The sequence below is a fragment of the Clostridium coskatii genome (assembly GCF_001675205.1).
Lineage (GTDB): Bacteria > Bacillota > Clostridia > Clostridiales > Clostridiaceae > Clostridium_B > Clostridium_B ljungdahlii.
Window position 1 is genome coordinate 1 of record NZ_LROR01000088.1, and the last position, 15918, is coordinate 15918.

The window sequence follows — 15918 nt, forward strand, 5'->3', positions numbered from 1 at the left end:
ATAAATAGTCATAGTGTGTTATGAAATTCTCATTTCCATTAAACTTTGAATGAATATTCCTTGTAGTCTTTAAATCCACGATAACTTTTTTCTGAGGGTTATATATATCAAACATGGCTTTCCATGGGACACCGAACAGCTCCGCAGTTTGGATAACTTCTTTTTGACCTTCTCTAGCTTCTTTGACTAGTTTATCATCCTTTAAAGTGGCAATCATGCGGTCTGCAATCTGGAAGGTAGATTTTAGCTGCCCTTTGGTTTTACCCCTAGTGGAATACATTTCTGGATGCTGGACCTTGAATTCTTCTAATGAACCTTCTGACCATGCGTGAACATAGCTACCCAGTAAAAGAGCGTCTTTGTTGTCGTCCTCCCATTCTCCGTTAAGTCTTGCCATTGTTTTGGCTTCACATTTCTTAAAAGATTTAAACAAGCTTACAGACATATATTCTTTGTCATTTTCTGGTGTAAAATAATTTTCTTTAGTTACTACCATTTACTTCACTTCCTTTATAATTTTCTAGTGTAGAGTTGGACCTAGTAAATCAAATTCTTTTGCTAGTTCGCTTTCTTCGTACTCTTTTATAGCTTCATCTTCAAGTGTTAAACAAATTTTTTCTCTACACTTTTCACATAAGCTAAGTGAAATATTCGTTCTTTTTTTAGCTTTAATACTAAGAATCTTTACATTTTTAGTTGAACCGCATATCCAACATTCACTGCATTCTTTACTCTTTTTTATTTCTGCAATCTCCATTTACTCACCGTCCTCAGGAACATTGTTTTCATTATCATCTTGAACCTCTACATCAGCTTCAACTATTTTATCTTCATCAATATCTTTTTTATCAAAGTTTGAAACCTCATGTTGTTGATTTTCGAACTCAAAATCGGAAGTTTCATTGTAAACTTTTTTACACTCAACACTGTCAAAATCAAGTTCAATTAATTTGCATAACCTTCGGAGAACGGTTTTCTTGTACATTTCCCCCGGAGTCTTTGTCCATGCCGGGCTATTTGGAGCTTTTGAAAAATTTTTTCTTGTGTTTTCAATTTCTTGTTTTGCCATGGTTTCATATAACATACTGCCATCTTGGAAGAGGCATACCGCAAATGCCCCTATAATCTCACCATTATTAAACGGTACTGGCGTAAAGTTTATGGTTTGTTGGCCATTAATAATAGCCTCTTGAAAATCATCACCCTGTCTTACTATCTTGGCATATATGTCCTTTATAGGATTAAAACTATACTTTTTAGCAAGTTTAATTTCGCCCTTATAATCTGTTTGAAATTGCAAATTATCTTTATATGGTATTGCATAACATTCCTTATTAAAGAAGTCTAACCCTAGAAATGCACCCTTTAGCATTGTCCTTGCTACAGTTATAGGCTGACATTGTTCAATTCCCTTGGTGTCCTGTAAAACCGTCATGCAATTTTGCAAGAATCTTGCTTTGTTGAAATCCTTTGGCAATGCCTCCTGTTTAGTCTCTAGTAATTTATTTAACATTGTGTGGCTTTCATTTAAAACCACCATTTTTTTATCTGACATATTATCCCTCCTAAATTATTTCCCCTTCTTTTATTGAATTTCCAATCTGCTCTAAATAACTTTGTTTCAACGCAATTTTTACAAAATCTCTATCAATCATAAACATAGTGGGTATATTTGCTTTTACTCCTTCGCCATCTTTTAAACATTCCGCAGTTATTGTTGTTACATCTGGCTTTTTCTTAACTTCCACTATCTTGAATTTCAAATCATCCATACTTATATCAATCCTCCTTACAAGTAAATTTCAGTTCATCATCCTGCGGATCATAAGCAACCTTCCCGATATAATATTCAGGATTTTCAACATCATAAAGTTTGTAACCCATATCATTTAGCATTTGAATTTGACTGTTAATTGTTGCCACTAATGCTGTAAATGGTCTGTTTATCTCATTTGCTGACTTACTTATTTTCTTCAGCTTCTTTGGGTATTTCATAACCTGTAGGAGTAACTTCTAACTTTTCATCACCTAAAAACTCTATTGACAAATTTAACTTTACAGGATAGTCTTTGTAATTCTTTAGCTCAGGAAGGTTATTCCTAACAAGTTTTCCTAGATCTATACTGTTTATGCTTGCACCATAATCATTTACCTCTAACAAACAATTTTCTGATTTTATATTTAATTTTTTCACTTTCATTCCTCCATTTAATTTTTAAGTACTTTTTGAATCTTCTATTTTTCAACCTCTTGGTCTTCTTTAAACCTAGGTAACTTATCCTCTAATTCTTGCTTAACTACAGGTACGCCAACTAATTTAACAAAAACTCTAGTTCTTGGAGTACTGAACCATGTATGCCCTTCGTCATTTAGCTTTTTCTCAAGTTTTAAAAAAGCCATTCTTTTATTACTAGCTCTTGAGTATAACTGAAAGTTTTCGCAATTCTCCACATACACAAGATACAAACAGTCACCAGCTTGACTTTCTATTTCTGAATTAATTAGATTATTAACAGTTACATCTAACGCTTTTGCCAAATGTTCAATTTCATCAAGCTTTATACGATATTGAACATTCTCGATTTTACGCAATCTACTTAATTTTATTGCTGTCTTTTTACTTAATTCTTCTTGAGTTAACCCCAACTCTTTTCTTTTATTAACAATATTTATTGCAATATCGCAATAGAAATCGTATCCTATTTTTTCTAAAATCTCGTCTTCATAAAATTTCATTTTCATTCCTCCATTGACTTATTTCCAATCCTATATTAAGATTGAACTAACAATTTTTTTATTTTAGTCCTTTTGATAAGGGCTTTCTTTTTTTACTTCAAAACTAAGATTGCAGGCACTATTTGTGCTCTTACAAGCATTAGGACAATTTTTATTTTTTGTACAATAAATACAACATAAAGCTTCTTTTAACCCCCTTGGACATCTTCCAACCTTACAATAAATCAATTTATCATCACCCTCTCTATTACCTTATAAGCTCTTAGAGCTATACGAGATACTTCATTTAAGTTTGTCCTTTTATCAAATTTAATGCGGTTCTCTCTTATATCATCTGTAGTCATTTTTAAAATTTCTTTAAACTCCTGATCCGTTACTTCAATACCTACATCCTCAAATAATTGCTTTAACATGATTTCACCTTCTTTCTAAAAGCTTTTAACCTCCTAAATGTGGCGTTCATACTCATTCCATACATTTCGCCAATAGCTCTATATGTGAGGCCTTGAACTCTTAATCTTTCCATTTCCAGAAGATCCTCATTAGTTAGCTTTACATACTTTTCCTTTCTGCCTGTAATCCTTTTTCCACTGTCTAAAATCTGAAATGCCTGCTCGACAGTAACCGGAAACTGGCTTGCTATTATTAAAGCATACCAATTCTCATTCAACTCTTTTTCCTCCTTTCAATCTCCCTTCTAACTACTGCAATCCTTGTGCTAACTTTCTGTCCTTCCCTTTCTTCCTTTGTTAAACTTGCAAGCAGCATGTATAATCTAAAAATCTTTGTTTCCTTCAAACCTTTCCTGAATTCTTTGCCTTCTACTGGCTGCCTGTACCATGGCTTGTCCCTATTCATTTATTTGCCTCCTTTTCTGATCTGCTTCAATGTCCATAGATAACTGCCCATCCAAAATTTGTTCCCTCACATCAATCTTTCTAAGAGATTTATTTAAACCTCTATATTTCTTAGATAGTTGCTGCCTGACTTTTTGCAAGTCTGCTTTTTCTGTAGTCCTACTTACATTTACATACTCATTGCCGTTATCGGCTTTAACGGAGAAGCAATCTCTTACGCCCTTTTCGTCTTTATAACCAGACATAATCCTTTGAGCCATCCTTCTGTATTCCTGATTAATCAACTTATCTGTATCTGGTTTTGGTGCGTACTCTTTAACTATTTCCACGAGTTCATCCATGCCTATATGAGGTTTGCTCTCCATAATAGAATTGATTTTTTCTTTTATCCTTTTATCAAGTGCCATTTATTTCACCACCTTGATTTTTTTCATATTTTGAAAAATTGATTTAACCTCCTGCAATTTCTCTATTGCTTCATTACATCTAGCAATATGCTTATCCATATTTTCCTTTGGAGAATATTCCAAGTAATATCCTATTTTTTCCTCATCAATGTCTACAGTTAGAATTCCAAATATAGCATCTGCTATTTTATCCGCAATTTTCTTTTGCCTGTCTATCTCTTTGGCTTTAGTGTCATACTGCTGATTTAAAAGCTCTGTTGCTTTGTCTTGCTTTTTATCTTCCTGTAAGTCCTTAACTTCCTTTGTAATGTTATAAGCCTTATTTACACTTATATGATTTTCTTTAGCTGCATCCTTAATTACTGAAGGTGCTTCATGCTCTATGATCTCAACTTTGTGTATGGTATCATGGCTTACTCCTGCTATTTTCGCTAATTCTTTTTTAGTATCAATACTTGTTATTACTGGTTTGCTATTAGGGCTATTTTCCTCACTAACTATTTCTTTAAAAGTTGATTCTTCATTGCTTTTAACATTTGTCATATTTCTGACAGAAGTTAAGTCACTTCTAATGCCTTGATTTTCTTTAGCTTTCTCAGCTATGCTTTCCTTAAGTTTCAAAGCCAACGCTGACCTCTGATAAACAGATATATTTCTTCTAGCAAATTGATTTTTAATGATCCACTGTTTGACTTCTTCTTTATCCTCAAACTCATAATCCATACTAAAAGTTTCATATTCAATTCCATTCTCAGTACATAACTCATATCTGTTGTGACCATCTATTATAAAGCCATTCCAAGTTATAATTTTGTCTCTGCATCCAAACATCAATAGGCTCTTTTTAAGTCCTTCTCTTTCCTCTGGTGTCAATGGTGAAATGAGGTCTTTAAACTCCTCATTTACTTTTAATTTTTGCAACTTATCAACTCCTTTACATATTTTTCTAAAGGTATTGGTACTATTTTGTAGAATTATCACTTTGTGAAAGGTGGTGATAATCATGCCTGATACTGAAGACATTGCTCGTGATTTAACTGTTATATATCTTCAAAATAATTTTAATAAAAATCTTTCTCCAGAAGATTTAGTTAAAAAGTATAAAGAAGTATATAAAAAGTTTGAAAATGCATCTAAAGAGCCAATCCAAAATGTACAAATACTGGATTTATAAAAAGTTACTTTGAAAACCAAAAACCAAGTTTCATTTTATTGTCATGAATTACTATTTCAGTATTTGCGTCAATTAAAGAGCTACAATACTCTAGAGTTTTCTTTGCATCAGCAATTGAAAGTTTATAGTTACAAATTAAAGTAAACGTCTGTATTGCAATTTGTTCTTCGATACTACGTTTTGATTTTTGTTGCTCCTGAGCTTGTCCTTCAGGGGCAACTTTTTTATTATTTTCCATTTAATTTTCATCCTTTCTATTTTTTTATTGCCATTGCGGCACTATTGAAATGTAATATGTTTGATGTGATGTGATAGGCTTTGGAAATGATATTAGCTTACTTCTTGTTGCGTGTCACGTAACTCATGACTAAAAAAAATTTGCGCTGGATTTTTAATTTTAAGGACATTGACTATAGATTCCATTTCCTTTTGTGTAAATTTTTCTGGAGAATGGTTTAACTTAACTGACAATGTTTTAGGCGTAATGCCAATTTCACTAGCTAATTTTGTAATAGTATATCCATGAAGAGCCATTTGTGCTTTTAATAAATTAGATCTAAACATTTTATCACCTCTATTTCCTTGTAACGTATTACGTAACTTTATTTTTATAATAGCATGGACTTATTTTCATGTCAATACATATTGCGAAACTTTTTACATGAAAATTGATATTATCGTTGCATATTACGTAATTTGTGTTATAATATATGTAAAAATAGTAAGATAATATGAGGTGCGAAAGATGGAAATTAATGAAAAGATTAAAAATAGACGTGAAGAATTAGGATTGACACTTCAAGAAGTTGGAGAATATTTAGGAGTTTCAAAAGCTACTGTTCAAAGATATGAAAGTGGAGAAATTAAAAACTTAAAGCTTGGTACTATAGAAAAATTAGCTCAGATATTGAAAATATCTCCATCTTATTTAATGGGATGGAATGACCCTGAAGAAAATAAAGTGTCTAAAATTACAGATATTAAAGAAGCTATAAAGGTAATTATGACTCAACCTGGTTTAATGTTAAACGGAGAAGCTTTATCAGATGAATCTAAAATTGCTCTTGCAAATGCCATTCAACTTGGTATTCAATATGCAGAGCAAATGCAAAAGAAAGAAAAGGAGAATAATTGATTAATCTGAGGGGATGATTATATGATAAAAACTATTGTATCTAGACTGATTAAAACATACGGAACAAATAATCCTTTTGAATTATGTGATTTTTTGGGTATAAAAATTATGAAAAGTGATTTAGGTAATGAAATTAAAGGTTTTTTTCAAAGAACGGCTAATGGGTATAGCATTGTTCATTTAAATAATAATTTAAATAATAATGAAATTAAATATGTATGCTCTCATGAGCTCGGTCACGCAGTTATACACCCCGATTTATCTATTAGATTTTTTATGATAAATAAATTGCAAGTTAAAACTAAATATGAAATTCAAGCTGATAAATTTGCGGCTGAATTATTACTACCTAATAGATTAGATTGTGAATATAAAAATATGAATGTAAGCCAGTTAAGTTCTTGTTTTAGCGTCCCAAAAGAGCTTATAAACTACAGATATAGGAGGGAAAGCATATATGAGTAAACAACGTAATCCAAATGGCATGGGAACATTTAAACAACGTAAAGATGGACGTTATGAATGGCGTCAAAAGATTGATGGTCAGGAAAGATATATCTCGGCAAAAACTATGAAAGAACTAAGAGAAAAAATTAAAAAAATAACAGATCTCCCTATAATAAAAAATAAGTATAAAGTTGACGATTGGTTTCAAAGATGGTTGGAAATATATATAAAGCCTCTTAAAAAAAAGGCTACATATGACCAATACAGAATAATCTATAATACTCATATAAAAACAGTTCTTGGTAATAGAAAACTATCAACCATAAAAACATATGATATACAATCAGTTATAGCTAAAATGAATGAAAAAAAATTAAGCACTTGGACAATGAAACATGCAAGAAAAATTATGAATATAGCATTTTCTAAAGCATTTGAAGAAAAAATCATTGCAGAAAATCCAGTAAAAAGCATTGAAATACCTATAAAGCAAGCCAAACCTCGTAAGACCCTTACTATAGAGGAATTGCAAAAATTATTTAAGGCCATGGAAAATAGTCGTTGGCTATGGTCAGTAAAATTTGCTTTAGTTACTGGTTTAAGGCGTGGTGAACTGCTCGCTTTGAAATGGTCCGATATTGATTGGCAAAATAAAAGAATAAGTATAAATAAATCTAATAGTGTAACAGGGTTAGGAGACACTAAAAGCAGTAAAATACATTATGTTCCCCTTTCTGAAAATGCAATTCAGTTTTTAAACGAGCAAAAAGACATGCTAAAAAAAGAATTCAACCCAATTTTATATAATGAAGATTTAAAAGGTAAGGCTTTGATATTCCCGAGTGAATCTGGTAAAATGATCCGCCCTGATTCTTATTACACACTTATAAGACGTTTTTCCGTTAAAGCTGGAATAAAAGCTTCTCCTCATTGTTTTAGACATACCTTTGTATACTTAACTAGGGGGAACTTATCATTAAAGGATTTGCAAAATATTTTAGGACATTCAGAATCCACTACAACACTTGATATTTATGGTAATATGCTAAATGACAATACTAAGAAAAATATAGAACAAATTGACAATGTTTTTAATACTGTTGATAAAGAGATGGATAAAATCAAGGAAGAGAAAATAAAAAATACAGGAAAAATAATACCATTTAGAAGAGCAAAATAATACCCACCTTTTACCCACCTTTTTTGAAAAAGTATATAAATCATTGCATATTTTAAGAAAATGCATTTAACCTATAATTCCTTTAACCAGAACGTTTTTACTTGTATTGAGAAATTTACTTACCATGAAATATCTTGCTTCGGGAGCAAGAGGTCGCAGGTTCAAATCCTGTCACTCCGACCATTGATATAGGTAGGTTAAGATGGTTCTATTAATAGAAGAATTTAAAAAATACCCACCTTTTCTCAAATTTATATAAAGTTTATGAAAATAAGAAGCTCCAGCTTAATTTTAGGCTGGAGCTTTTAACTGTTAATTCAATTAATTGGAATATACCAGAACATTTATCTAAAATCATTTTGATGTTATACTTAAAATGAGGTGATATATAAATGCTTAAAAACATTAAAGGCGCTATTTTTGATATGGATGGCACTCTTATTGACTCAATGTGGATGTGGGAAAACATTGATGAAAAGTATTTGGCAAGAAAAAAGCTAACTGTTCCTCCAAGCTTAAAAAGTGATATAGAACATATGAGCTTTTATGAAACTGCGGAGTATTTTAAAAACAAATTTAATATTCTTGATAGTATAGAAGAAATTCAAAAAGAATGGTATGATATGGCCATTTATGAATATTCTCATAATATCTCACTTAAACCAAGAGCTAAAGAGTTTTTGCTTTTATTAAAGAAAAAAGGTATTAAAATAGCTTTAGCTACAAGCAATTATAGAGAAATAACAAACGTATGTCTCAAAAAGAATAAAATATATGACTTATTTGACTCAATAATTACAGGCGATGAAGTTTCAAAAAGTAAAGCTTTCCCTGATATATATATTTGTGCTGCACAAAAGCTAAATTTAAATTCAAAGGATTGTGTAGTTTTTGAAGATGTGCTGTGTGCCGTTAAAGGTGCAAAATCAGCAGGTATGACTGTAATAGGTGTACATGACCTATATTCTGAGTACCAGTGGAATGAAATAATAAACTATTCGGACATGCATATATCTAATTATACCGAATTAATAGAAGCAATATAATTTTCATTTTTAAGCACCTTATTGAATATACTAATATAAAAGTACTTAAATGAGGAGATTTGAAATGCTAGCTTTTTTATTCCTTCTAATTATAGCAGGAAATGCTGTTATTCTATACAAATTTAACGATAAGGTCTCAGTTCAGAGAAGACAAATACTTTCTTTAAAGTATGAAAATGATGATTTGAAATCAAAATTATCAAAACAAACTCCCAAGAAAATAGACATTAAATACGTCACTCCTCAATTTTTAAATGCAGTAGTTACTATAAGTGGAACTCTTCATCTTTCACCTATTTCAAACTCCAGCATAGTTAATACTTTAAAAGAAAATACTTCTTTAAAAATTCAAGATAGTGCTCAAATTCAAAGTCAACTTTGGTATGAAGTTTTTTTGCCTGGGGACAACAGGCTGAATTCTAAAGGATGGATAAAATCTAATTATATAAGGATAATTGAATAAAGCCCTTTGTTACTTAAAACTAGGGCTTTTTAACATTTCTATAATAATTTAATAACTCCATCTAAATATTCGGGAACACCTTTTATTATATCTTTCTTGCAGCAGTATTTTAAATCATCATACAAATCTAGCTGTTGTATCCTTTTGTAGTGAGATGCATTTTGTATAAATCCTACAATATCTGGATTCTTTTCATAAACATATAATGCGGTTTTGGATATATCTGTAAGTTCCACCTCTGTCTTTTCCAATATGCACTTTATTATATATCCGCTGCATATAAAATCGTCCATGGAAAATTGTCCGCTTGTTCCAGAATTAACTATCGTTACATCATTTCTTAAGTTTACTAGCTTATCTGCCACTTTAGCTCCATTTATAAGGGCTCCTATTAGCATATTTTTTGCTGCAGCACTTCTTTTTATTGCTCTAGTTCCATTAGTTGTAGTCATTATAAGAATTTTATCTTTTACAACTTCTCTAGTATACTCAAGTGGAGAATTTGAGCAATCAAATTCTGGTATTTTTAAGGCATTTCTCTCCCCTCCAAGTATATATTTTTTCCTATCTCTCCCTGCTATTTCTAGAGCTTCTTCTACAGTTAGAACAGGTATCACTGCCTTACATCCATTGTCCATAGCAGTGGTAATTACTGAAGTTGCCCTAAGCATGTCCACTATTACCACAGACTTGTCCGCAATTTTCTCGTCTTTTATATCATCTGCTGATATTATTACATCTATTTTCAATTTTTAATTTCCTCCTCTAAAAATAATCACACATTATTTATATCTCAACTTTCGCGCATACAAAATTTTTTTAGTTAATAGTTAAGAATGAATAATTAATAGTTAATGTGGATTTTTTTCCGTTACACTACAAAAAATCTTTAATTAAATTTTTGAAGACTCGTTTTGCTAAAGCAAAACATTACTAAGCACTGACTTATATAAACTTAAAAATTTTTTGCGAAAGCTAAAAATCATCCTTCACTATTAATTCTTCATTATCAATTCTTCATTATCAATTCTTAACTTGCCAAGCTTTACTTCGCAATATTTTAAACTGTATAAGTTGAGTAATTAATTACTTCTTATTACTTCCACAATATATTCCCTGATAGATGTTCCTATCCTTCATAGTTTTATCTATGTCATTTAAAACTTCCCACTTTTTAAGACTCCATTTGGGTCCTATAAGTAAACTTCTAGGCGCATCTCCAGTTAACCTGTGAATTACAATATCTGGTCGGGTATTTGACAGTGCTGAGCATATTACATCTACATAATCTTCTTGACTCATAAACTTCAACTGTCCTTCGTTATACAATTTTACAAGAGGAGTATGTTCCATTAAGTGAAGCAAATGGAACTTTACTCCCTGTATATCCTGAGTTGATACATATTTTACTGTATTCATCATAATGTCTTTATTTTCATAGGGCAGTCCCATTATTAAATGAACTACCACTTCAATTCCTATTTTTCTTAAATTTTTTACGGATCTTTCAAAAGTTTCTAATTTATATCCCCTGTTTATCTTTTCTGCTGTAAAATCATCGGAACTTTGCAGGCCAAGCTCTACCCAAGTATAAATTTTATTATTAAATTTCTCAAGTAATTCCAACACATCATCTCCAAGGCAATCAGGTCTAGTAGCTATTGCAAGACCAACTACACCTTCTTGATTTATAGCTTCCTCATACTTCTGCTTTAGTATTTCTACAGGAGCATAAGTATTTGTATATGCTTGAAAATAGGCTATATACTTTCCATCTTTCCACTTCTTATTCATCATTTGCTTTATACCCTGAAACTGATTTGATATAGATACATTCCTATTTCCTGCAAAATCCCCAGATCCTTTTTCACTGCAAAATATGCATCCGCCTGTACTTATAGTACCGTCTCTATTAGGACAAGAAAATCCACCATCCAAAGATATCTTAAATACTTTACATCCAAATTTTCTCCTCAAATAATAATTCAAACTATAGTATGTTTTGTCTCCCCACAGCATTCTAACCCTTCATCCTCTCAATCTCCCAATAAATAATACATTGTCATTATATCACAATATTACATTTTCACTGCTTTAAAATTCTTTAAGCTTAACTTCCACTTACCAGTTAGTTTAGAAAGCGATTCACTACTATTATTTTTTGGTGTAACATCAAAGTTTAATATATCTTCATCAAAAGAGGAAAAAACTACATCCACTTTATCAAGAGGAAATTTTTCTTCAAACTTGTAATCCACTATATCTCCTGAATTTGCCTTATATAGTCTTATACAATGCCCTATATTTGCATTTGTATATTGTGCCATGACAAACTTCTCATCTTGAGAAAATGTTACAAATTCTACTTTAGAACCCTTTAGAAGATCTAAAGTAGTTATATTTTTACCTACTGTTTTCTCGACTTCACCCTTTTTACCGCCTTCTCCTCCATCCTTACTATCACCGCCATCACCCTGTTGTCCGTCAGAATCTTGGGATTGTGCTGACATGCTTTCATCTATTTTTATTACACCTATATATGAATCTTTGTTATAAGTAACCATTGCCATGTTATCTCCTGTATAGGAAAAATCAATTATGCCAAAGTTGTTTTTTGGTACAGCAGCCTTATCTATATTTACCTTATCATCTTTTGGGAATACATAATTAGGTACATTTGTTATATCTATTACTACATTTGTCTTTACATCATTTTTATTTCTCATTTTTATTTTATCTTTTTCAATAAATGCTTCCCTATCGACAACATCACTAGTCTTATCAATCTTATAGTCATTACCTTCCTTTACTACTTTTATAGAATATTCATCTAACACTGCAAAAGGTTTGCTTAAATCTACTCTTGCCACCTTTACCTTAAATTGACCCGACTTTCCAATTTCACTGCTGTCACTTAAACTATATCCAACAATTTTTAGATTTTGATTTTCACTCTTTATGGGACTTTTTAAGAGTTCTTTGGAATATAATTTTTTAATATTCTCAACATCACTTTTCATGAGATATTTCATATAAGTATCTACCGTATTGCCTGCTGCTTTCATATCAAAACTTTCATTTGATTCTTTAGTATCTTCTTTTTTATTTAAATTGCATCCGCATATTAAACTACAAGAAAAAATTATAAGTACTAAGGTACAAATTATACTTCTTTTTCTCATATATTTCCTACTCTCAGTTTTTACTCTGCAGTAGAAATTCACCTCCTTCTATTAAGTTAAGTAATTTTGAAAGAAATAACTAGTTATCATGCCAGCCTATTTTCTTTCAAATGTCTTAACTAATTCACTTAAACTTTATTTTTCCCGTAAATAAAATTTTAATTTATAATTCATTATTTTTATATGTTATTTATATATTTATATATAGGACATATTTATCCGATGACTACCTGCTCTAATACTCCCACTTCTTCAAGTTGGAGTAAAAAGCAGCTACGTCCCTGGATAACGATTTCTAAACATCAGTTGGAGTCAAAACTCCATCTGATGCCAAGAACTCTGTTTATCCGATGGCTGCCTTTTCGGAAAAGTGGACATAAGTAAAATTAAAAATTATATTACTGGAGGTATATTTTTGAGTAAAGAGATTATTTTGATTTTCCAAGTAGCCGCTGTATTTATAGGTACAATAGTTGGTGCTGGCTTAGCATCAGGACAAGAGATAAGCCAATTTTTTACCCAATATGGTTACAAAAGCTTCATAGGTATATTGATCTGCTGTATTGTATACATAATAATGTCAATTATAATAATTAACATAAGTAAAAAATATAAGTTAAACTCTTATGACGGCCTCATATCCCTAGTAAGCCCTGGGTTTTTGGGTATAGTTACCAATTCCTTAACTACTTTTTTCTTAATTGGTGGATCAGCTATAATACTTGCTGGAAGTGGTGCCCTAATTCATCAATACTTTAGGGTATCACGGTGGATAGGTATAATATTTATGATATTTATAGCTATAATTATACTATTTAGAGATACTAAAGGTCTGCTTGAAATAAATTCAGTCATAGTTCCTTCACTTATACTAGTAATAGTAACCTTGTTTATATTGTATTTAGCTTTTTATAAAAACTTAAATGTATCTAGCTTAAAAAACATAAATTGCTGTAAAAGAAGCTGGCTTTTCTCTTCATTAATATACTCCGGCTTTAATATGTTATCTTGCAGCGGCGTTTTAGTACCTTTAAGTCTTTCCATAAACAAAAAGAAAAGTCTTATTGCAGGTTCTATTATAGGCTCCCTAATCCTTACAATATTGGTTTTTATAATAAACTTCATGCTAATTTTGAATATACCCTATATATTCAAATATGAAATTCCTCTCCTATACATAGCTAATCGTTTTGGAAAAATATTAGAAATAGTACTGCTTGCTATAATTTGGTTGGAGATGTTTTCTACAGAGGTATCTAATATATATAGTGTAGGAAAGAATTTTGAAGAAGTATTTAATATACCCTATAAAAGCTCAGTAATTATAATAATATTAATTACAATTCCTGTATCCCAAATTGGTTTTGTAAAACTAATTTCATTTTTATATCCTGCTTTTGGTTTAGTAAGTCTTATATTTATAGTACAATGTATTGTTTTTTATCTTAGAAATTATAATAAATGAATTTCTCCTTTATGTTATAATTAAAAAGCTATACTCATATTGATTTTTAATTATCTAAACTTTAAAGGAAGTGCTTTTATGCAAAACTATTTGGAAAATTGCATCTTATGTCCTAGATCCTGCAAAGCAAACAGATTAAAAGGCTCAACTGGCTTTTGTAATGCTGGCAAAAATGTAAAAATAGCCAAAGTATCCTTACACAAGTGGGAAGAGCCCTGCATTTCTGGTATTAATGGTTCAGGAACTGTATTTTTTTCTAATTGTAATCTAAGATGTGTTTTTTGTCAGAATCACACTATAAGTGCTGAAAACATAGGAAAAGAAGTATCCATAAAAAGACTTAGTGAAATTTTTCTAGAACAACAGGATAGAAATGCCCACAACATAAATTTAGTTACTCCAACCCATTACATTCCACAAATAATTGAAGCCCTGGATACAGCTAAATCAAAGGGGCTTCATCTACCAGTATTATTCAATACTAATAGCTATATAAATGCAGCTACTTTAAAAGACCTAAAAGGATATATAGATGTGTATCTTCCTGATTTAAAATATTTTAACAACAAATATGCAGTTAAGTATTCCCATGCCCCCGGCTACTTTAGCTATGCTTCAAAAGCCATAGAAGAAATGTTTAACCAAGTAGGCGCTATAAAATTTGATAAAAACGGCATGGTAACAAAAGGCGTTATAATACGGCACCTCATGCTGCCCGGTTTATTATTTGACTCAAAGAAAATAATAGATTATATATACAATACCTTTGGAGATTCAGTTTACATAAGCATAATGAATCAGTATACACCTATGTATAATTCTTATAAGTTTCCTGAAATAAATAGGCCTTTAAGCCCAAAGCACTATGATTCATTTATAAATTATTGTCTATCTCTAGGGATAAAAAATGCATTTATTCAAGAGAGTACAAGTTCTTCTAAAAGTTTTGTACCTAACTTCAACTTAGAAGGAATTTAAATTAGAAATTGGCCAGAATAGAATCTCTGTTCCTATCCTAGCCAATTTCATTATATTTTGTATTTACCTAGCTGCATCCTAAATATTCATCTTTAATTCCAAGTTAAAGTTTTATTTCAAGTCTATCCAATTTAGCAATTATCTTTAAACTTTTAATCTCAATAGTTTCTGTTCTTATACCACTTCTGCTGCTAATAAGAAGCACCTTATTACTATCCAATTTCTTTATCTGTCTCAATTCCCTTTTTCCGCTATACTCTACTAGATATATGGAATTATTATAAATTTCTCCTGTACTATGTACAAAAACTAAATCTCCCCTTTGTATTCTAAATACTTCCATATCATCACTTTCTACTTGCACATACATCACTTTATCCTGAGCATATCCTTCTATTTTATTATCAATCAACGGAAGCTGTCTAAATCCTACTACTGTTCTCATATCATATTTATAAATAGGTACCTTTTTTAAAACAGATCCAAAAGCTTCACTCCAAACGTCCTGCACTTTTTCCTTCTTAGTTATTGGAGAAGATTTTGGAGTTCTATCTTCCTTATATACTTCCTCTTCAAAAGACATGGTTATATCATTTATACTTTTACCTAATATTTTGGAAAGTTTATCAATTATATTTTGATTTACTATTCTCTTTCCAGATTCCGCTTCATTTATAAATTTCTCTGAAACTCCCAGTTTTTTAGCTAACTGTTTTTGACTAATACCCATTTCAGTTCTTGCTAATTTTATTTTTTGTCCTACTCTATTCATTTTCTCCTCCTAATTTAATAGATTTTGAATAGTATCTTTCTAATTTTGAATTATTATTTGAACTTTGATATTTGAA

27 protein-coding genes are annotated in these 15918 nt (G+C 30.8%); 8 read left to right on the plus strand and 19 right to left on the minus strand.

Features of this window, described 5'->3' with window-relative positions; all coding sequences use genetic code 11:
- From CLCOS_RS18500 to CLCOS_RS18555, 13 genes are all read right to left on the minus strand, one after another.
- A partial coding sequence (locus tag CLCOS_RS18500) for a PD-(D/E)XK nuclease-like domain-containing protein (RefSeq protein WP_193756609.1) occupies window positions 1–496 on the minus strand: 496 nt, incomplete at its 3' end.
- A gap of 24 nt (window positions 497–520) precedes the next feature.
- Window positions 521–757: a hypothetical protein gene (locus CLCOS_RS18505; RefSeq protein ID WP_063601170.1), complete on the minus strand. Its 237-nt coding sequence runs from the start codon at window positions 755–757 to the stop codon at window positions 521–523.
- Entirely contained in the window at window positions 758–1555 is a 798-nt protein-coding gene (locus CLCOS_RS18510) for a RecT family recombinase (protein ID WP_063601171.1), read from the minus strand.
- Window positions 1556–1565: 10 nt separating this feature from the next.
- A complete protein-coding gene (locus CLCOS_RS18515) occupies window positions 1566–1772 on the minus strand; it encodes a hypothetical protein (protein ID WP_063601172.1) in 207 nt (68 codons plus the stop codon).
- A 7-nt stretch (window positions 1773–1779) separates the two neighbouring features.
- Complete coding sequence (locus CLCOS_RS18520; protein ID WP_063601173.1) at window positions 1780–1995, minus strand: hypothetical protein; 216 nt, start codon at window positions 1993–1995, stop codon at window positions 1780–1782.
- Entirely contained in the window at window positions 1961–2194 is a 234-nt protein-coding gene (locus CLCOS_RS18525) for a hypothetical protein (RefSeq protein WP_063601174.1), read from the minus strand. The genes CLCOS_RS18520 and CLCOS_RS18525 overlap by 35 nt, the downstream gene beginning before the upstream one ends.
- A gap of 41 nt (window positions 2195–2235) precedes the next feature.
- Entirely contained in the window at window positions 2236–2736 is a 501-nt protein-coding gene (locus CLCOS_RS18530; RefSeq protein ID WP_063601175.1) for a helix-turn-helix domain-containing protein, read from the minus strand.
- Window positions 2737–2799: 63 nt separating this feature from the next.
- Window positions 2800–2964 carry a hypothetical protein gene (locus tag CLCOS_RS22575; RefSeq protein WP_156496374.1) on the minus strand — a complete coding sequence of 55 codons (165 nt, stop codon included), beginning with the start codon at window positions 2962–2964 and terminating at the stop codon, window positions 2800–2802.
- A complete protein-coding gene (locus tag CLCOS_RS18535; protein WP_063601176.1) occupies window positions 2961–3149 on the minus strand; it encodes a hypothetical protein in 189 nt (62 codons plus the stop codon). Before CLCOS_RS18535 ends, CLCOS_RS22575 begins: the two co-directional genes overlap by 4 nt.
- Complete coding sequence (locus CLCOS_RS18540) at window positions 3143–3406, minus strand: hypothetical protein (protein WP_063601177.1); 264 nt, start codon at window positions 3404–3406, stop codon at window positions 3143–3145. The genes CLCOS_RS18535 and CLCOS_RS18540 overlap by 7 nt, the downstream gene beginning before the upstream one ends.
- Window positions 3403–3594, minus strand: coding sequence for a hypothetical protein (locus CLCOS_RS18545; RefSeq protein ID WP_063601178.1), 192 nt, complete (start codon window positions 3592–3594; stop codon window positions 3403–3405). Before CLCOS_RS18545 ends, CLCOS_RS18540 begins: the two co-directional genes overlap by 4 nt.
- Window positions 3587–4000 carry a hypothetical protein gene (locus CLCOS_RS18550; protein ID WP_063601179.1) on the minus strand — a complete coding sequence of 138 codons (414 nt, stop codon included), beginning with the start codon at window positions 3998–4000 and terminating at the stop codon, window positions 3587–3589. The genes CLCOS_RS18545 and CLCOS_RS18550 overlap by 8 nt, the downstream gene beginning before the upstream one ends.
- Complete coding sequence (locus CLCOS_RS18555; protein WP_063601180.1) at window positions 4001–4921, minus strand: hypothetical protein; 921 nt, start codon at window positions 4919–4921, stop codon at window positions 4001–4003.
- An 82-nt stretch (window positions 4922–5003) separates the two neighbouring features.
- Between CLCOS_RS18555 and CLCOS_RS22580 the strand changes: the two genes are divergently transcribed.
- Window positions 5004–5174 (plus strand): hypothetical protein, encoded by a 171-nt coding sequence (locus tag CLCOS_RS22580; RefSeq protein WP_156496375.1) that lies wholly within the window; start codon window positions 5004–5006, stop codon window positions 5172–5174.
- A 4-nt stretch (window positions 5175–5178) separates the two neighbouring features.
- Here the strand turns inward: CLCOS_RS22580 and CLCOS_RS18560 are convergent, their stop codons facing one another.
- Window positions 5179–5412 (minus strand): hypothetical protein, encoded by a 234-nt coding sequence (locus CLCOS_RS18560; RefSeq protein ID WP_063601181.1) that lies wholly within the window; start codon window positions 5410–5412, stop codon window positions 5179–5181.
- A 92-nt stretch (window positions 5413–5504) separates the two neighbouring features.
- Window positions 5505–5738, minus strand: a complete 234-nt coding sequence (locus CLCOS_RS18565) for a helix-turn-helix domain-containing protein (RefSeq protein ID WP_063601182.1) — start codon at window positions 5736–5738, stop codon at window positions 5505–5507.
- A gap of 181 nt (window positions 5739–5919) precedes the next feature.
- Here CLCOS_RS18565 and CLCOS_RS18570 point away from each other — a divergent pair, with 181 nt between their 5' ends.
- The 5 genes from CLCOS_RS18570 (at window position 5920) to CLCOS_RS18595 (ending at window position 9445) form a co-directional block, all read left to right on the plus strand.
- Window positions 5920–6309 (plus strand): helix-turn-helix domain-containing protein, encoded by a 390-nt coding sequence (locus CLCOS_RS18570; RefSeq protein WP_063601183.1) that lies wholly within the window; start codon window positions 5920–5922, stop codon window positions 6307–6309.
- A gap of 21 nt (window positions 6310–6330) precedes the next feature.
- The gene (locus CLCOS_RS18575) at window positions 6331–6774 is read left to right on the plus strand and encodes an ImmA/IrrE family metallo-endopeptidase (RefSeq protein ID WP_063601184.1); all 444 of its coding nucleotides are present in this window, start codon (window positions 6331–6333) and stop codon (window positions 6772–6774) included.
- A 19-nt stretch (window positions 6775–6793) separates the two neighbouring features.
- Window positions 6794–7936, plus strand: coding sequence for a tyrosine-type recombinase/integrase (locus CLCOS_RS18580; protein WP_192847902.1), 1143 nt, complete (start codon window positions 6794–6796; stop codon window positions 7934–7936).
- Window positions 7937–8328: 392 nt separating this feature from the next.
- On the plus strand, window positions 8329–8982 hold the full coding sequence (locus tag CLCOS_RS18590) for an HAD family hydrolase (RefSeq protein WP_063601186.1): 654 nt from the start codon (window positions 8329–8331) through the stop codon (window positions 8980–8982).
- A gap of 64 nt (window positions 8983–9046) precedes the next feature.
- Entirely contained in the window at window positions 9047–9445 is a 399-nt protein-coding gene (locus CLCOS_RS18595; RefSeq protein WP_013240758.1) for a hypothetical protein, read from the plus strand.
- Between the two features lie 38 nt (window positions 9446–9483).
- Here the strand turns inward: CLCOS_RS18595 and CLCOS_RS18600 are convergent, their stop codons facing one another.
- The 3 genes from CLCOS_RS18600 to CLCOS_RS18610 all read right to left on the minus strand — a co-directional run bounded on the left by CLCOS_RS18600 (window position 9484) and on the right by CLCOS_RS18610 (window position 12627).
- Window positions 9484–10194, minus strand: a complete 711-nt coding sequence (locus tag CLCOS_RS18600) for a 2-phosphosulfolactate phosphatase family protein (RefSeq protein WP_063601187.1) — start codon at window positions 10192–10194, stop codon at window positions 9484–9486.
- Between the two features lie 337 nt (window positions 10195–10531).
- The gene (locus CLCOS_RS18605) at window positions 10532–11464 is read right to left on the minus strand and encodes a TIGR01212 family radical SAM protein (RefSeq protein ID WP_063601188.1); all 933 of its coding nucleotides are present in this window, start codon (window positions 11462–11464) and stop codon (window positions 10532–10534) included.
- 59 nt (window positions 11465–11523) lie between these two features.
- Window positions 11524–12627, minus strand: a complete 1104-nt coding sequence (locus CLCOS_RS18610; protein ID WP_013240761.1) for a hypothetical protein — start codon at window positions 12625–12627, stop codon at window positions 11524–11526.
- A 415-nt stretch (window positions 12628–13042) separates the two neighbouring features.
- On the opposite strand from CLCOS_RS18610, the gene CLCOS_RS18615 reads away from it, so the two are divergent.
- Together CLCOS_RS18615 and CLCOS_RS18620 are read left to right on the plus strand one after the other, a co-directional pair.
- A complete protein-coding gene (locus CLCOS_RS18615) occupies window positions 13043–14092 on the plus strand; it encodes a YkvI family membrane protein (protein WP_013240762.1) in 1050 nt (349 codons plus the stop codon).
- Between the two features lie 78 nt (window positions 14093–14170).
- A complete protein-coding gene (locus tag CLCOS_RS18620; protein ID WP_063601189.1) occupies window positions 14171–15070 on the plus strand; it encodes a radical SAM protein in 900 nt (299 codons plus the stop codon).
- A gap of 103 nt (window positions 15071–15173) precedes the next feature.
- On the opposite strand, the gene CLCOS_RS18625 is transcribed toward CLCOS_RS18620, so the two are convergent.
- The gene (locus tag CLCOS_RS18625; RefSeq protein ID WP_063601190.1) at window positions 15174–15842 is read right to left on the minus strand and encodes a S24 family peptidase; all 669 of its coding nucleotides are present in this window, start codon (window positions 15840–15842) and stop codon (window positions 15174–15176) included.
- Window positions 15843–15918: the final 76 nt, after the last annotated feature.

Coding starts and splice junctions, on each gene's coding strand:
- CLCOS_RS18605 (WP_063601188.1), bottom strand. CDS start 11,464: ATGCTGTGGGGAGACAAAACATACTATAGTTTGAATTATTATTTGAGG.
- CLCOS_RS18565 (WP_063601182.1), bottom strand. CDS start 5,738: ATGTTTAGATCTAATTTATTAAAAGCACAAATGGCTCTTCATGGATAT.
- CLCOS_RS18580 (WP_192847902.1), top strand. CDS start 6,794: ATGGGAACATTTAAACAACGTAAAGATGGACGTTATGAATGGCGTCAA.
- CLCOS_RS22580 (WP_156496375.1), top strand. CDS start 5,004: ATGCCTGATACTGAAGACATTGCTCGTGATTTAACTGTTATATATCTT.
- CLCOS_RS18520 (WP_063601173.1), bottom strand. CDS start 1,995: ATGAAATACCCAAAGAAGCTGAAGAAAATAAGTAAGTCAGCAAATGAG.
- CLCOS_RS18530 (WP_063601175.1), bottom strand. CDS start 2,736: ATGAAATTTTATGAAGACGAGATTTTAGAAAAAATAGGATACGATTTC.
- CLCOS_RS18610 (WP_013240761.1), bottom strand. CDS start 12,627: ATGAGAAAAAGAAGTATAATTTGTACCTTAGTACTTATAATTTTTTCT.
- CLCOS_RS18510 (WP_063601171.1), bottom strand. CDS start 1,555: ATGTCAGATAAAAAAATGGTGGTTTTAAATGAAAGCCACACAATGTTA.
- CLCOS_RS18515 (WP_063601172.1), bottom strand. CDS start 1,772: ATGGATGATTTGAAATTCAAGATAGTGGAAGTTAAGAAAAAGCCAGAT.
- CLCOS_RS18625 (WP_063601190.1), bottom strand. CDS start 15,842: ATGAATAGAGTAGGACAAAAAATAAAATTAGCAAGAACTGAAATGGGT.
- CLCOS_RS18575 (WP_063601184.1), top strand. CDS start 6,331: ATGATAAAAACTATTGTATCTAGACTGATTAAAACATACGGAACAAAT.
- CLCOS_RS18570 (WP_063601183.1), top strand. CDS start 5,920: ATGGAAATTAATGAAAAGATTAAAAATAGACGTGAAGAATTAGGATTG.
- CLCOS_RS18560 (WP_063601181.1), bottom strand. CDS start 5,412: ATGGAAAATAATAAAAAAGTTGCCCCTGAAGGACAAGCTCAGGAGCAA.
- CLCOS_RS18590 (WP_063601186.1), top strand. CDS start 8,329: ATGCTTAAAAACATTAAAGGCGCTATTTTTGATATGGATGGCACTCTT.
- CLCOS_RS18595 (WP_013240758.1), top strand. CDS start 9,047: ATGCTAGCTTTTTTATTCCTTCTAATTATAGCAGGAAATGCTGTTATT.
- CLCOS_RS18505 (WP_063601170.1), bottom strand. CDS start 757: ATGGAGATTGCAGAAATAAAAAAGAGTAAAGAATGCAGTGAATGTTGG.
- CLCOS_RS18535 (WP_063601176.1), bottom strand. CDS start 3,149: ATGTTAAAGCAATTATTTGAGGATGTAGGTATTGAAGTAACGGATCAG.
- CLCOS_RS18550 (WP_063601179.1), bottom strand. CDS start 4,000: ATGGCACTTGATAAAAGGATAAAAGAAAAAATCAATTCTATTATGGAG.
- CLCOS_RS18545 (WP_063601178.1), bottom strand. CDS start 3,594: ATGAATAGGGACAAGCCATGGTACAGGCAGCCAGTAGAAGGCAAAGAA.
- CLCOS_RS18620 (WP_063601189.1), top strand. CDS start 14,171: ATGCAAAACTATTTGGAAAATTGCATCTTATGTCCTAGATCCTGCAAA.